Source organism: Nocardia sp. NPDC058058 (genome assembly GCF_042885355.1).
In the GTDB taxonomy this organism is placed as follows: domain Bacteria; phylum Actinomycetota; class Actinomycetes; order Mycobacteriales; family Mycobacteriaceae; genus Nocardia.
The window spans coordinates 40,919-55,063 of the sequence record NZ_JBHVSA010000002.1 but is presented as its reverse complement, the minus strand read 5'-3'; the positions used below and the strand labels follow the sequence as shown (position 1 = coordinate 55,063).

Sequence of the window (14,145 nt, the reverse complement as noted above, 5' to 3'; positions counted from 1 at the left end):
TGCTACCGCACCAGCCGCTCCAGCAGACCGGCGGCGCGGGTATATGGCTCCGGCAGTAGTCGTTTGGACTGCCAGATCAATTTGGCTTCGATTTGCGGGACGACGTAGAGCTGACCGCGATCCACGGCATCGAGGGTGGTGCGGGCGATCGAGGCGGGCGGGCGGCCGGTCCAGCGCAGCAGCCGGTCGCCCCACTCCGAGATGTTCTCGTCGCCGATCGAAACGTCCTGGAGGATATTGGTTTTCACCGCCGTCGGGCAGAGTGCGGTGACGCTGACGCCGGTGCCGGAGAGTTCCGCGGCGAGAGTTTCTGAGAGCGCCAGCACGCCCGCCTTGCTCACGTTGTAGGCGGCCATGCGCGGTGCGACACCGAACGCGGCGGCGGAGGCCACATTCACGATCGCGCCGGTTCCGGCGGCGCGCAGTCGCGGTGCGAAGACGTGGCAGCCGTGGATGACGCCCCACAGATTGATATCGAGCACCTGATGCCATTCGTCCAGGGGCGCATCGCCGATGACCTCGCCGCCGCGGCCGATTCCGGCATTGTTGACCACCACGTCGGCGGTCTTGCCGAACCACTGTTCGGCGGTGGCGGCGAGCGCCTCCACCTGGTCTATCTTGCTCACATCGCATACCGCGTCGAAGGCCTTGCCGCCGGTGGCGCTCACCAATTCGACTGTCTCGCGGGCTCGTTCGGCATCGATATCGGAGCAGATCACCCGCCCGCCCCGCCTGCCGAGTTCGACCGCGAAGGCGCGGCCGATACCGCTGCCGGCGCCGGTCACCACCGCGTCCGCCTGCCGGGTGCGGTGGGAACCGCCGAAGGGGTTGAGTCGCATGGGAACTCCCGGATCCGAAATGTCCGGTGCGGCAACTGGTGGCATCTGCCACCATTGGCCGCGCCTGCCCCCAATTAGGCGCGCGATAGGGCAAAATGTCAATGATGAACGTGCGCGCACCCGCCCGGACCTGGGGTGGGCGAACCCAGGAGGAACGCCGTACCGAACGCCGTGCCCGGCTGATCGCCGAGGCGCTCGCGATATGGCTCGAAAACGGCTGGGCCGCAGTCACAATGCGCGGGGTGTGCAATCGCGCCGCGCTCAACGACCGCTACTTCTACGAGCACTTCGCGGACCGCGACGAACTGCTCGCCGCGGTCTGGGACGAGGTCTGCCTCGAGGTCTTCGGCGAACTGTCCGGCGTGGTGGCGGAAAACCTGCACCTGCCGCCGCTGGAGATACTGCACCGCGCCATCGCCCGTGCCGTCGCTCTGCAACTGGACAGCCCCGCCCGCATCCTGTTCGGCGATCACGCCGGTTCCCGGGTGCTCGAGGAACGGCGCAAGGCCATGCTCACCGAGGCGACCGACCTGCTCATCGCCACCGGACGGCCCTATCTGCGGCCGGGCTTCGACGAAGCCGATCTGCGGATGGGAACCCTCATGGGCATAGGCGGTTTCGTGGAGCTGCTCACCGCCTGGCGCACCGGGGCCATCGAATCCGATACCGACCGCATCGTCGAACACGTCAGCCGCACCGCGCGACTATTGGGCACGCAGTACCTGGCCGTGCCCGACTGAATCGCACCCGCTCGAGCGGGCGCGACCGCCGGGCCTCGCCGACGTGGTCAGAGGTTGTCGATGCGGTAGACCCGCTGGGCATTGCTGCGGAACACCTGCTCCAGCGCCTTCTCATCCGCCCCGTGCGCGGTGAGTGCGGTCGCCACCGCCTCGGCGGCATTGCCGATGCTCGTAATCGGTTTGTCCACCGGGAAATTCGAGCCCCAGATGAGCCGATCCGCGCCGAAGACGTCGAGGGCGTGCTCGAGCAGCGGCGAAATACGCTCCAGCAGTGCGGGTACCGGAGTCGGATTACCGCGTGGCGGCACCGGATGCCCGAGGATCGGCATCATCAGCCCGCTCACCTTGGCCACCACATTCGGGTGCGTGGCCAGTGCGCTGAGATCATCGCGCCAGCGCACGAACAACTCCCGCCGTTGTCCCGGATTGTGCCCGGTCTCCTTGCCGACCGGACCGAAAATACCCGCGGGCGTGCCCAAATGGTTCAGCACGATGGTGGCGTCCGGATAGTGTCCGGCCAGCGCGGTGACCTCGGGCAGCTGGTTCGAGAACACCCACGCCTCGAAGCCGAGCCCGCGTTCGGCGAGCGCGCCGAAACCATCGAGGAACGCGGGCGCGGTGAGCGCGCCCGGAGCTTTGTTGTGCGCGCGCACCTTCGGATCCGGGTGGTACTCAACCCGCGTGCGAATGCCCCGGAACAGCGGTGAGGCCGCCAGGTGCGCGTCCAGCAACTCCGCGAAGCCCGGTGCGGCCGGATCGCCCGCGCCGATGATCGCCCCGAGCGCGGGGGTGTCGACGCCGAACGGCAGGCTCGCCACCCAGCGCGTCTCCCCGACGGGTGCGAGCGGACCCTTACCGCTCCACTCCACCTCGATGTGCACGATGCCCTCGACCGGAACGTCCCCGGCATCGGTGCGGTAGTCGGCGGGCAGATACGGGTGGACGAACGGTTCCGGATCGCCGACGAATTCGCGATCTCGTTTGGGGGCCAGACGTTTGGCCCAGTCGATGGGAACGGGCACGTAGTGGAACAGTTTGGCGAGTCCGCTGAATTCGCGCGGCGTGGTCAGCGGATCCCACTGGTGGATATGCGCATCGACGACTGTCATGCCCGCAAGGTCCATGATGTCCCTTCCGTCCGGATCGACCTGCAGCGGATTCTTTCACGCGCCGCACCCGGAAACGCCGAAATCGGGTAGCGGCACCGGAAACAGCCGGGGGCGTCCGAGCCCCGGGCCGTCACAGGCGGAGTCCGGCTCCGATCGATTCGCCGAGATCGATTCCGGGCGGCATGGCGAATATCGCGCTACCGGTGTGCTGCACCACGGTATTGAGCCGATCGCTCGCCGCCAGCAGGTGCTGCGCCCGGATGAACTGCTCCGGCGGATTGTTCATATACGCGGCGAACAGCAGTCCGGCATCGAGCTGGGCATGTCCGCCGTGCGTGTGATTCGGCGCGGTGCCCTCGGGATGATCGTGCGCGGGAACGGTTTCCGGAACCGGTGCGGCGGTGGTCGCGCTGGTCGCCACCAGCGTGCCGTAGTCGTAGCTGTACCCGCGCCGCAGCATGGGAATGCCGTGCACCAGCCGCACATGCGCGGCCGCCGGGATGATCGGCTCCCCGTTCGCCGCGCGGGCGTCCAGATCCACCGGATCGAATTCGGCGTTGCCGGTCAAGGGTGATCCGTCATCGCGCCGCCGGCCGATGATGCGATCCTGCTCCGGCCTGGACAGCATGTCCCATTCCGCGGTGCTCATGCGGATCTTGCGGAACACCAGATACGTTCCGCCCCGGAACCATTCGGGTTCCTCGGGCGCGTTCGCCCAGACGGCCGCGTCGAATTCGGCGGTACCGACGACCGGATTCGCGGTGCCGTCCTTGTGCCCGAACATATTTCGGGGAGTGCCGCCGTCGACCGGTCGACTCAGGAAGCCGTGCTGGGTCCAGCGCAGATTGCCGAGTCCCGGCATCCGGGCGCGCAGCGCGCGAAAGGCGTGGCTGACGATCTGCGGATCATCGGCGCAGATCTGCGCCATGATGTCGCCGCCGGTCCAGCTGGGCCGCAATTGATCTCCCGCGAATTCCGGCAGGGTCGCCAGATGCCGGGGCCGCCGATCCGACAGTCCCGACCAGTTCTCGAACACCGCCGGTCCCAGTCCGAAGGTGATGGTGAGGCGGGCCGGATCGAGTCCGGTCGCGAAATCGGTGTGATCGCTGAATCCCGGTGCGCTGTCCGGCTTGTCGGGCACCCGGTGGCCCGCCGTCAGCGCCGCGGCCGTTTCGGTCCAGGCGGCCAGCAGATCTCGCAGTACCCCGCGGTCGCGACTCGCGAGATCGCAGGACAGGAACAGCGCGTGCGACTGTGCCGCGGTGGCGATGCCCGCCTGCCGTGCGCCGTGGAAAGCCACCGTGCGGGAATCGTTTTCGTTCGGCGCGGTGACCCGTCCGGCCACCGCGCCCGCCGTGGCCGCGCCCGCCGCCACCAGTGCCGATCCGAAGAGTCCGCGCCGGGAGACCCGGGGTATGCCGAATGAATTACTACGATCTGTAGTAGAGCCGCTCATGATCACGAAGGATAGCCCGCTTCCGGCTCACCTTCAACCATACTGAAGGTCGCCGAAAAAGGCACGGCTCCCCGGCTGTCACCGCTCCATACGCGAGACTGGAGCCGTGACCACCGAGAACGGCCGCTCCCGGCCGCGAATAACCAGCGCGGGCATCGTCCTGCTCACCCTGGCCAAACGCGTCGAGACCGAACTCAATACCGCGCTCACCCCGCTGGGCCTCACCGTCGCCAGATTCGGACTGCTCGCGCACATCGCCGCGCGGCCCGGCGCGTCGTTCAGCGATCTGGCCCGCATGTCCGGCGTCAGCGTGCAGAGCGTGCACACCGGCGTGAAAACCCTGGTGGCACACGGCCTGGTGCACGATCGCACCGCGCGCGCCGGATCCGCATCGACCATCGAACTCACCGCGGAGGGCACCCGCGTACTGCGCCGGGCCGAACAGGTGGCCGTCGAGGTCGACGCGCACATGTTCGGCCCGGAAGCGGATCCGATTCAGCGGCAGATCGGGCAGAGCGTGCTCGCCGCCTTCGCCGAACCGGAGTCCTGACCGTCGCGATCAGGCGATCTCGTACTCGAAACCGATGTGATGGGTGCCGTCCGCATCGACGGTGATGGTCCCCGTGCCGGTGATGCCCGCCAGCTCCCCGGTGCCGCTGCCCGGCACGATGATGAAGTACTCATTGCTGCGATCGGTGCCCGAGGTGGTCGCCGAATGCGCGAAATTGAACGCGCCCGCCCGGCCCGCCAGCGCGCCCTCGAACGATTCCATGGCCACGTAGGTCCCGACTCCGGCGGCCTGATCGAAGGCCGAGGTGAACAGGGTCGCCGCGCGGCCCGTCACCTCACCCTCGAACTGCTTCTCCATCTGCACGACGCCCACGGGCACGGCGGTGGCGATGGCCGGATCCGGGACGACCTCGGTGGGTACGAATGACTTGACGCTGAAAGTTCCTGTTACCTGCACGAATCCGAGCGTATCGGCGGCGGCCGACATGCTCTTGTAAATACGCGTCAGGCCGGTCGCCGCACCTCAGACATTGCGCCGGTACTGGCCGCCGACCATGAAGAAGGCATCGGTCACCTGCCCCAGCGTGCACACCCGCGCGGCGTCCATGAGCGCGTCGAAGACATTCGCGTCCGAACCGGCCGCCTCGGCGAGCCGGGCCAGCGCGGCGGGCGCCTGTTCGCGATGACGGCCGGTGAACTCGCGCACCCGTCGCAGCTGCGACTGCTTCTCCTGTTCGGTGCCGCGCGCCAATTCCAGGACGCGGTGCTCCTCCTCATGCGGATTGCGGAAGGTGTTGACGCCGATCAGCGGCAGGCTGCCGTCATGCTTGCGCCGCTCGTACAGCATGGATTCATCCTGAATGCGGCCGCGCTGATAGCCGGTCTCCATGGCCCCGAGCACGCCGCCGCGCTCACTGATCCGGTCGAATTCGCGCAGTACCGCCTCCTCCACCAGATCGGTCAGCTCATCGATGATGAAACTGCCCTGCAGCGGATTCTCATTCATCGCCAGGCCCCACTCGCGATTGATGATGAGCTGAATGGCCAGCGCCCGCCGCACCGATTCCTCGGTCGGGGTGGTGACGGCCTCGTCATAGGCATTGGTGTGCAGGCTGTTGCAGTTGTCGTAGACGGCGATCAGCGCCTGCAAAGTGGTGCGAATGTCGTTGAAGCTCATCTCCTGTGCGTGCAAGGACCGGCCCGAGGTCTGCACGTGGTACTTGAGCTTCTGCGACCGCTCGTTCGCCCCGTACCGGTCTCGCATCGCGACCGCCCAGATGCGCCGGGCCACCCGGCCGATCACCGAATACTCCGCGTCCATGCCATTGGAGAAGAAGAACGACAGATTCGGCGCGAAATCGTCGATATCCATACCGCGCGCCAGATACGCCTCCACATAGGTGAAGCCGTTGGCCAGGGTGAAGGCCAGCTGGCTGATCGGATTCGCCCCGGCCTCGGCGATGTGATAGCCGGAGATCGACACCGAGTAGAAATTGCGAACGCTGTTGCGCACGAACCATTCCTGGATATCGGCCATCATGCGCAGGCTGAACTCGGTGGAGAAGATGCAGGTGTTCTGGCCCTGATCCTCCTTGAGAATGTCCGCCTGCACGGTGCCGCGCACGGTGGACAGCGTCCGCGCGCGCAGCTCCGCGGCCTCCTCGGCGGTCGGCTCGCGACCCTGCGCGGCCGAGAACTGTTCCAGCGCTTGATCGATCGCGGCATTGAGATAGAACGCCAGGATCGTCGGCGCGGGACCGTTGATGGTCATCGATACCGAGGTGCTCGGCGCGTCCAGATCGAAACCGTCGTATAGCGCCTTCATATCGTCCAGTGTGGCGATGGAAACACCCGAGGTGCCCACCTTGCCGTAGATATCCGGACGCTCGGCCGGATCATGCCCGTACAGCGTCACCGAATCGAAGGCCGTCGAAAGCCGTTTGGCGTCAGCGTGTTCGGACAGCACCTTGAATCGCCGATTGGTGCGGAAGGGATCGCCCTCGCCCGCGAACATGCGCGCCGGATCCTCACCGTCGCGCTTGAACGGGAACACCCCGGCCGTGAACGGGAACCGCCCCGGCAGATTCTCCGCGCGCAGAAAACGCAGCAGCTCACCGTGATCGGTGAAGCGGGGGAGCGCGACCCGGGGAATCGAATTGCCGGACAGGGTTTCCCGGCGCAGCTGCGTGCGCAATTCCTTATCCCTGATCCGAACCACCTGCTCCTCGCCGCGATAGGACTCGGCGACCTCGGGCCAATGGGAAAGCAGAGCGGCGTTCTCGGGAGTCAGATCGGCGCTCGCCCGGTCCAGTAGTTCGCCTACGGCGGCCGCCGCCTCCGTCATTCCGGCGTGTTCTTGGCCGGAATCCACCCCGGCCTGTGGATCCCGGCCAAAAGCATGCCGGGATGACGTGGTGAGTTCGTCCCGCACCTGCTCCAGGCGCTGAATGCGCTGTGCGGCAGCGGTTTGACTTGCCGTGGCGGCGTGATAATCGCGCACAGTCTCCGCGATCTCTGCCAGATAGCGGACCCTGGCCGGTGGGATGATCTGCGCGAACCGGGTCGAGGATCGGGTGTCGACCCGGGGCAGCACACCTGTTTCCAGTGGCAGGCCCTGCTCGCCCAGCAGTCCGCTCAGATGCTGGTAGAGCGCGGTCACCCCGTCATCGTTGAAGGTCGCGGCGCTGGTGCCGAATACCGGCATATCCTCCGGTAGGGCGTGGAACGCCTCCCGGTTGCGCACCAGCTGCCGCGACACATCGCGCAACGCGTCTTCCGCGCCGCGCCGCTCGAACTTGTTGACCGCCACCACATCCGCGTAATCCAGCATGTCGATCTTCTCCAGCTGGGAGGCCGCGCCGAACTCGGGTGTCATCACGTAGAGCGAGACATCCACGTGTTCGGCGATCGCCGCGTCACCCTGTCCGATGCCCGGGGTCTCCAGTACGACGAGATCGAAACCCGCTGCCTTGCAGGCGATCACCATCTGATCGATATTCTGCGGCAGCTCCCGCTCACCCCGGGTGGCGAGGGAACGGAAGTACACCCGCTCCCCGTCGAGGGCGTTCATGCGAATGCGATCACCGAGCAGCGCGCCACCGCCGCGCCGCCGCGTCGGATCGACCGCGAGCACCGCCACCCGCAACTTGTCCTGCTGATCGGTGCGCAGTCGCCGAATGAGTTCATCGGTGAGAGAAGACTTTCCGGATCCACCGGTGCCGGTGATGCCGAGCACGGGCACTCGCCGCGCACTCGCCGCCGCGGTCAGCTCGGCCATATCCGCCGACGGCAGCGTGTCCTGCTGCAAACAGGTGAGCGTGCGCGCCAGCGCGGCCCGATCCCCGCTGAGCACCGCCTCCACCGGCGCGGGCGTGATCGACAGATCCACATCGCAGCCCGCGATCAGCTGATTGATCATGCCGGGCAATCCGAGTCGCTGTCCGTCCTCGGGCGAGAAGATGGTGACCCCGGCCTTCGCGAGCCGTTCGATCTCCTCCGGAATGATCACCCCGCCGCCCCCGCCGAAGATCCGCACGTGCTCCGCCCCGGCCTCGCGCAGTGCCGTCGCCAGGTATTCGAAGTACTCGATATGCCCGCCCTGATACGAGCTGACGGCGACGCCCTGTACGTCCTCGCTGACCGCCGCGTCCACCACATCCCGCACGGCCCGGTTATGCCCGAGGTGAATCACCTCCGCGCCCTGCCCCTGCAGGATTCTGCGCATGATGTTGATGGCCGCGTCATGGCCGTCGAACAGCGCCGCCGAGGTCACGAACCGCACCGGGTTCGTCGGAACATGCAGATCGGCCATGGGAATCCTCCGCGTCTACGGCCGCACAGTTGATACCCCAATAGTAGGACGTCAAATCAAATGTGAGGTGAGATCCGCCACAGCAACATCTCTGGAAATAGATGGATGTCCAACTATATGGTGACCTAAGACCGCGTGGACCACGCGGTGACATCGAGACAGGACTGGCATGGTTCGCGAACTCACGCACTTCATCGGCGGTCAGCACGTGGCCGGGACCTCCGGCAAATTCGGAGACGTCTTCAATCCCAGCACCGGAGCGGTGCAGGCGCGGGTGCCGCTGGCCACCAAGACCGAGGTCGAGGCCGTCATCGCCAATGCCGCCGAGGCGCAGCAGGTGTGGGCCGCGTACAACCCGCAGAAGCGCGCCCGCGTGCTGATGAAGTTCCTGACCCTGGTGCAGGACGAGATGGATTCGCTCGCCGCACTGCTGTCCAGCGAACACGGCAAGACCATCCCGGACGCCAAGGGCGATATCCAGCGCGGGCTCGAGGTCATCGAATTCGCCGTCGGCATACCGCATCTGCTCAAGGGCGAGTACACCGAGAGCGCGGGCACCGGCATCGACGTGTACTCCATGCGTCAGCCGCTCGGCGTGGTCGCGGGCATCACCCCGTTCAATTTCCCGGCCATGATCCCGCTGTGGAAGGCCGGACCGGCGCTCGCGTGCGGAAACGCGTTCGTGCTCAAGCCTTCCGAGCGCGACCCCTCGGTACCGCTGCGACTGGCCGAGCTGTTCCTCGAGGCCGGACTGCCCGCGGGCGTGTTCAACGTGGTCAACGGCGGTAAGGAAGCCGTCGACACGCTGCTGAACGATGATCGGATCAAGGCCGTCGGCTTTGTCGGCTCCACCCCGATCGCGCAGTACATCTACGAGACCGCGACCGCGAACGGCAAGCGCGCGCAGTGCTTCGGCGGTGCCAAGAACCACGCCATCGTCATGCCGGACGCCGATCTGGACGATGTCGCCGATCAGCTCATCGGCGCGGGCTACGGCTCCGCGGGCGAGCGCTGCATGGCCATCTCCATCGCGGTGCCGGTCGGCGAGGAGACCGCGGATCGCCTGCGCGACAAGCTGATCGAACGCATCGCCAAGCTCAATGTCGGCCTCTCCGATGATCCGGGCGCGGACTTCGGTCCCCTGGTCGGGCAGGACGGCGTCGATCGCGTCAACGACTACGTGCAGATCGGCGTCGACGAGGGCGCGGAACTGGTCATCGACGGGCGCGGCCTGGTCGTAGAGGGCGGCGAAGAGGGATTCTTCGCGGGTGCGACGCTTTTCGATCGCGCCACCCCGGACATGCGCATCTACAAGGAAGAGATCTTCGGTCCGGTGCTCACCATCGTGCGCGCCAAGGATTACGAAGAGGCGCTGCGCCTGCCGAATGAGCACGAATACGGCAATGGCGTAGCGATTTTCACCCGCGACGGTGACACCGCCCGCGACTTCGCCGCCCGCGTGCAGGTCGGCATGGTCGGCATCAACGTGCCCATCCCGGTGCCGATCGCGTACCACACCTTCGGCGGCTGGAAGCGTTCCGGCTTCGGCGATCTCAACCAGCACGGCCCGGACTCGATCCGCTTCTACACCAAGACCAAGACGGTGACCCAGCGCTGGCCCTCCGGCCTCAAGGAGAGCAACGCCTTCGTCATCCCGACCATGGACTGAGAATGTTCACACTCGACGACGACGAAAAGGCGATCACCGCGACCGCCCGCTCCTTTGCCGACGAGCTGCTCGCGCCCAATGCGCTGGAATGGGATGAGCGCAAGCACTTCCCGGTGGACGTACTGCGCAAGGCCGGGCAGCTCGGCCTCGGCGGCATCTACGTCCGGGAGGACGTGGGCGGTTCGGAACTGCGGCGGCTCGACGCCGTGCGCATCTTCGAACAGCTCTCCACCGGCTGCCCCGCCATCGCCGCGTACATCTCCATCCACAACATGGCCTCGTGGATGATCGACAGTTACGGCGATGCGGCACAGCGCAATCGGTGGCTGCCCGGGCTGACCTCGATGGATCTGCTGGCCAGCTACGCGCTCACCGAACCGAGTGTGGGTTCGGACGCGGCAGCCCTGAGCACCAAGGCCGTTCGCGACGGTGACGACTATCTGCTCACCGGGGTCAAGCAATTCATCTCCGGTGCGGGCAGCAGCGATGTGTACGTGATCATGGCACGCACCGGTGACGATGGGGCGCGCGGGATTTCGGCGTTCATCGTGCCCGCCGACACCCCCGGCCTGTCCTTCGGCGCGAACGAGCGCAAGATGGGCTGGAACGCACAGCCCACCCGGCAGGTCATCCTCGACAATGCCCGGGTGCCCGCCGCCAACCGGCTCGGTTCCGAGGGCGACGGCTTCCGGATCGCCATGAACGGGCTCAATGGCGGGCGGCTCAATATCGCCGCCTGCTCGCTCGGCGGGGCACAGGCGGCCATGGATCAGACCGTGGCCTATCTGGCACAGCGCAAGGCGTTCGGCTCGCGGCTGCTCGACAACACCGCACTGCAATTCGAACTCGCCGATATGCGCACTTCCCTGGAGGCCGCCCGCACCCTGCTGTGGCGCGCGGCCGCCGCCCTGGACGCCGACGCCGACGACAAGGTCGAACTCTGCGCCATGGCCAAGCGGTTCACCACCGACGCCGGATTCGAGGTGGCCAACAAGGCCCTGCAACTGCACGGTGGCTACGGTTACCTGGCCGAATACGGGATCGAGAAGATCGTCCGCGATCTGCGGGTGCATCAGATTCTGGAAGGCACGAACGAGATCATGCGGGTCGTAGTCGCCCGCTCGGTGGTAGGAGCAGCATGAGTGACAACGCAGAACCCGAGGTGCTGATCGGTAAGCGCGACGGCCTCGGCCTGATCACGCTCAACCGGCCCCGGGCGATCAACGCGCTGAATCACCCGATGGCACTGGCCATTCTGGACGCGCTGCGCACCTGGGAAACCGATGACGAGGTGCGCACCGTGGTGCTCACCGGCGCGGGGGAGCGCGGGCTGTGCGCGGGCGGCGATATCGTCGCCATCCACACCGATGCCAAGAACGCTGTGGCCCACAATGATTCACCGTGGACCGCCGCCGATTCGCCCAGCGGGCGGTTCTGGCGGGACGAGTACATCCTGAACGCGCTCATCGGCGGCTACGCCAAGCCGTACGTGGCGATCATGGACGGCATCGTGATGGGCGGCGGCGTCGGCCTGTCCGGGCATGCCTCGCATCGCATCGTCACCGAACGCTCCAAGATCGGCATGCCGGAAACCGGCATCGGCTTCATCCCGGACGTGGGCGGCACCTACCTGCTCGCACACGCACCCGGCGAGATCGGTACGCACGTCGCGCTCACCACCGCGCGCATGAGCGCCGGTGACGCCATCGCCGCCGGATTCGCCGACGCCTTCGTACCGTCCGAACACCTTCCGGCCCTGCTGGAAGCGCTCGGCACGCTCAGCGCGGATGACGCCATCGCGAAATTCGCACAGCCCGCACCTGTTTCGGAATTCATCGCGCAGCGCGACTGGATCGACTACTGCTACGGCGCGGACACCGTCGAGGAGATCGTGCACCGGTTGCAGACCGACGGGCGCGCCGAGGCCGCCCGGGCCGCCGCGGATGTGCTGTCGAAATCGCCGGTGGCGCTGAAAGTCACGCTGCGGTCGCTGCGCGAGGCGCGCAAGGCCGACAGCCTCGAAGCGGTGCTGAACCGGGAGTACCGGGTCTCGGCCGCCTCGCTGAACACCCACGACCTGGTGGAGGGCATTCGCGCCCAGGTCATCGACAAGGATCGCAACCCGCAGTGGCGGCCCGCGACGCTCGCGGATGTCACCGACGCCGATGTGGACGCCTACTTCGGCGCGCTCGGCGATCGCGAATTGGGTTTGGCCACACCGAAGGATCAACAGTGAGCTCTGAAAAGATCAGCAGGGTAGGGTTTCTCGGCCTCGGCCATATGGGCGGCCCGATGGCGGCCAACCTGGTGAAGGCCGGATACGAGGTCCTCGCCTACGATCCGGTGCCCGCCGCACAGGATCAGGCGCGCGCCGACGGCGCGACGGTCGTCGCGACACCCGTTGCGGCCGTGACCGAATCGGAGATCGTCATCACCATGCTGCCCAACGGCCGCATCGTGCTCGACCTCTACAACGATGTACTGTCCGCCGCCAAGCCCGGCACCCTGTTCGTCGACTGCTCCACCATCGACGTCGGCGATGCCAAGGCCGCCGCGGAACTCGCTGTGGCAGCGGGACATCGGGCCCTGGACGCCCCCGTCTCCGGCGGTGTCGCGGGCGCGGCGGCGGGCACCCTCACCTTCATGGTGGGCGGCGCGGCCGCCGACTTCGCCACCGCGCTGCCGCTTTTGGACGTCATGGGCGGCAAGGTCGTGCACTGCGGCGGCGCGGGCGTCGGCCAGGCCGCCAAGATCTGCAACAACATGATCCTGGGCATCTCCATGATCGGACTCTCCGAGGCCATCGTGCTGGGCGAGAAGCTGGGGCTGACGCACGACAAGTTCTTCGATGTGGTGTCCACCGCGTCGGGGCAGTCCTGGGCACTCACCTCGTACTGCCCGGTGCCCGGACCGGTGCCGACCAGCCCGGCCAATAACGACTACCAGCCCGGTTTCGCCACGGCGCTCATGAACAAGGATCTCGGCCTGGCTGCGAATGCCCTGCAGGCCAATGGGGTTGACGGACAGATCGGTTTGCTTGCGGCGGAGATCTACAACCGCTTCAACCAGGACGAAGCGGGCAAGGATTTCTCCGCTATCGTCACCGATATTCGTACCCGATCTGGAGGAGAACAGGCGTGACCGACTTCGAGACGATTCTGCTGGAGCGCAAAGGCCGCGTCGCCCTCATCACGCTGAACCGGCCGAAGGCTCTGAACGCGCTGAACTCGCAGGTCCTGACCGATATCTCGGCGGCCCTCGACGAGCTGGAGAACGACAACGAGATCGGCGCGGTCGTGCTGACCGGCTCCGAGCGGGCCTTCGCGGCCGGTGCGGACATCAAGGAGATGTCCGAGAAGTCGTACATGGACATGTTCCTCACCGACCACTTCGCCGGCTGGGACCGCCTCGTCGCCTTCCGCAAGCCCATCATCGCCGCGGTCGCCGGGTACGCCCTCGGCGGCGGCTGCGAACTCGCCATGATGTGCGACATCCTGCTCGCCGCCGACACCGCCAAGTTCGGGCAGCCCGAAATCAAGCTCGGCGTCATCCCCGGCATGGGCGGCTCGCAGCGCCTCACCCGCGCCGTCGGCAAGGCCAAGGCCATGGACCTCATCCTCACCGGCCGCAATATGGACGCCGAGGAGGCCGAGCGCGCGGGCCTGGTCTCGCGCATCGTCCCGGCCGCCGACCTGGTCGCGACCGCCCTCGAGGTGGCCGAGACCATCGCGTCCATGTCGCTGCCCTCGGTGATGATCGCCAAGGAAGCGGTCGACCGCGCCTTCGAAACCACCCTCACCGAGGGCCTGCGCTTCGAACGCCGCGTCTTCCACTCCCTGTTCGCCACCGAGGATCAGAAGGAAGGCATGGCCGCCTTCGTCGAGAAGCGCCCGGCCAACTTCAGCAACAAGTAGCCGTAAATGGTCGGGGGTTTGGGGGGGGGGGGCCCCCCCGCCCGCGCCCACATGTTCTATCCACACGAGATCGGCCATGAACCCGGTGAGCGCGGGT

At 66.8% G+C, this 14,145-nt stretch carries 12 protein-coding genes; 7 read left to right on the top strand and 5 right to left on the bottom strand.

The genetic code is table 11. The annotated features are described in order from the left end of the window. Positions 1-2 precede the first annotated feature (2 nt). Positions 3-839, bottom strand: a complete 837-nt coding sequence (locus ACFVUS_RS15395) for an SDR family NAD(P)-dependent oxidoreductase (RefSeq protein ID WP_387765779.1) — start codon at positions 837-839, stop codon at positions 3-5. Between the two features lie 110 nt (positions 840-949). Between ACFVUS_RS15395 and ACFVUS_RS15390 the strand changes: the two genes are divergently transcribed. Beyond that, entirely contained in the window at positions 950-1,579 is a 630-nt protein-coding gene (locus ACFVUS_RS15390; protein WP_387769872.1) for a TetR/AcrR family transcriptional regulator, read from the top strand. A gap of 47 nt (positions 1,580-1,626) precedes the next feature. Here the strand turns inward: ACFVUS_RS15390 and ACFVUS_RS15385 are convergent, their stop codons facing one another. Next, positions 1,627-2,688: an amidohydrolase family protein gene (locus ACFVUS_RS15385; RefSeq protein ID WP_387765776.1), complete on the bottom strand. Its 1,062-nt coding sequence runs from the start codon at positions 2,686-2,688 to the stop codon at positions 1,627-1,629. A 130-nt stretch (positions 2,689-2,818) separates the two neighbouring features. Further along, entirely contained in the window at positions 2,819-4,144 is a 1,326-nt protein-coding gene (locus ACFVUS_RS15380) for a Dyp-type peroxidase (protein WP_387765773.1), read from the bottom strand. 106 nt (positions 4,145-4,250) lie between these two features. Here ACFVUS_RS15380 and ACFVUS_RS15375 point away from each other — a divergent pair, with 106 nt between their 5' ends. Next, complete coding sequence (locus ACFVUS_RS15375) at positions 4,251-4,694, top strand: MarR family winged helix-turn-helix transcriptional regulator (RefSeq protein WP_387765770.1); 444 nt, start codon at positions 4,251-4,253, stop codon at positions 4,692-4,694. Between the two features lie 9 nt (positions 4,695-4,703). Here the strand turns inward: ACFVUS_RS15375 and ACFVUS_RS15370 are convergent, their stop codons facing one another. Together ACFVUS_RS15370 and icmF are read right to left on the bottom strand one after the other, a co-directional pair. Continuing rightward, positions 4,704-5,111: a DUF3224 domain-containing protein gene (locus ACFVUS_RS15370; RefSeq protein ID WP_387765767.1), complete on the bottom strand. Its 408-nt coding sequence runs from the start codon at positions 5,109-5,111 to the stop codon at positions 4,704-4,706. A gap of 66 nt (positions 5,112-5,177) precedes the next feature. After that, positions 5,178-8,465: a fused isobutyryl-CoA mutase/GTPase IcmF gene (icmF, locus tag ACFVUS_RS15365; RefSeq protein ID WP_387765764.1), complete on the bottom strand. Its 3,288-nt coding sequence runs from the start codon at positions 8,463-8,465 to the stop codon at positions 5,178-5,180. A 169-nt stretch (positions 8,466-8,634) separates the two neighbouring features. Here icmF and ACFVUS_RS15360 point away from each other — a divergent pair, with 169 nt between their 5' ends. Genes ACFVUS_RS15360 through ACFVUS_RS15340 form a run of 5 tightly spaced genes read left to right on the top strand, consistent with a single transcriptional unit; the run spans position 8,635 to position 14,048 of the window. Beyond that, positions 8,635-10,134 carry a CoA-acylating methylmalonate-semialdehyde dehydrogenase gene (locus ACFVUS_RS15360; protein ID WP_387765761.1) on the top strand — a complete coding sequence of 500 codons (1,500 nt, stop codon included), beginning with the start codon at positions 8,635-8,637 and terminating at the stop codon, positions 10,132-10,134. 2 nt (positions 10,135-10,136) lie between these two features. Beyond that, a complete protein-coding gene (locus tag ACFVUS_RS15355; RefSeq protein WP_387765758.1) occupies positions 10,137-11,276 on the top strand; it encodes an acyl-CoA dehydrogenase family protein in 1,140 nt (379 codons plus the stop codon). After that, positions 11,273-12,370, top strand: a complete 1,098-nt coding sequence (locus tag ACFVUS_RS15350; RefSeq protein ID WP_387765755.1) for an enoyl-CoA hydratase/isomerase family protein — start codon at positions 11,273-11,275, stop codon at positions 12,368-12,370. Before ACFVUS_RS15355 ends, ACFVUS_RS15350 begins: the two co-directional genes overlap by 4 nt. Beyond that, complete coding sequence (mmsB, locus tag ACFVUS_RS15345) at positions 12,367-13,275, top strand: 3-hydroxyisobutyrate dehydrogenase (RefSeq protein ID WP_387765752.1); 909 nt, start codon at positions 12,367-12,369, stop codon at positions 13,273-13,275. Before ACFVUS_RS15350 ends, mmsB begins: the two co-directional genes overlap by 4 nt. Beyond that, on the top strand, positions 13,272-14,048 hold the full coding sequence (locus ACFVUS_RS15340) for an enoyl-CoA hydratase (protein ID WP_375963646.1): 777 nt from the start codon (positions 13,272-13,274) through the stop codon (positions 14,046-14,048). The genes mmsB and ACFVUS_RS15340 overlap by 4 nt, the downstream gene beginning before the upstream one ends. Positions 14,049-14,145: the final 97 nt, after the last annotated feature.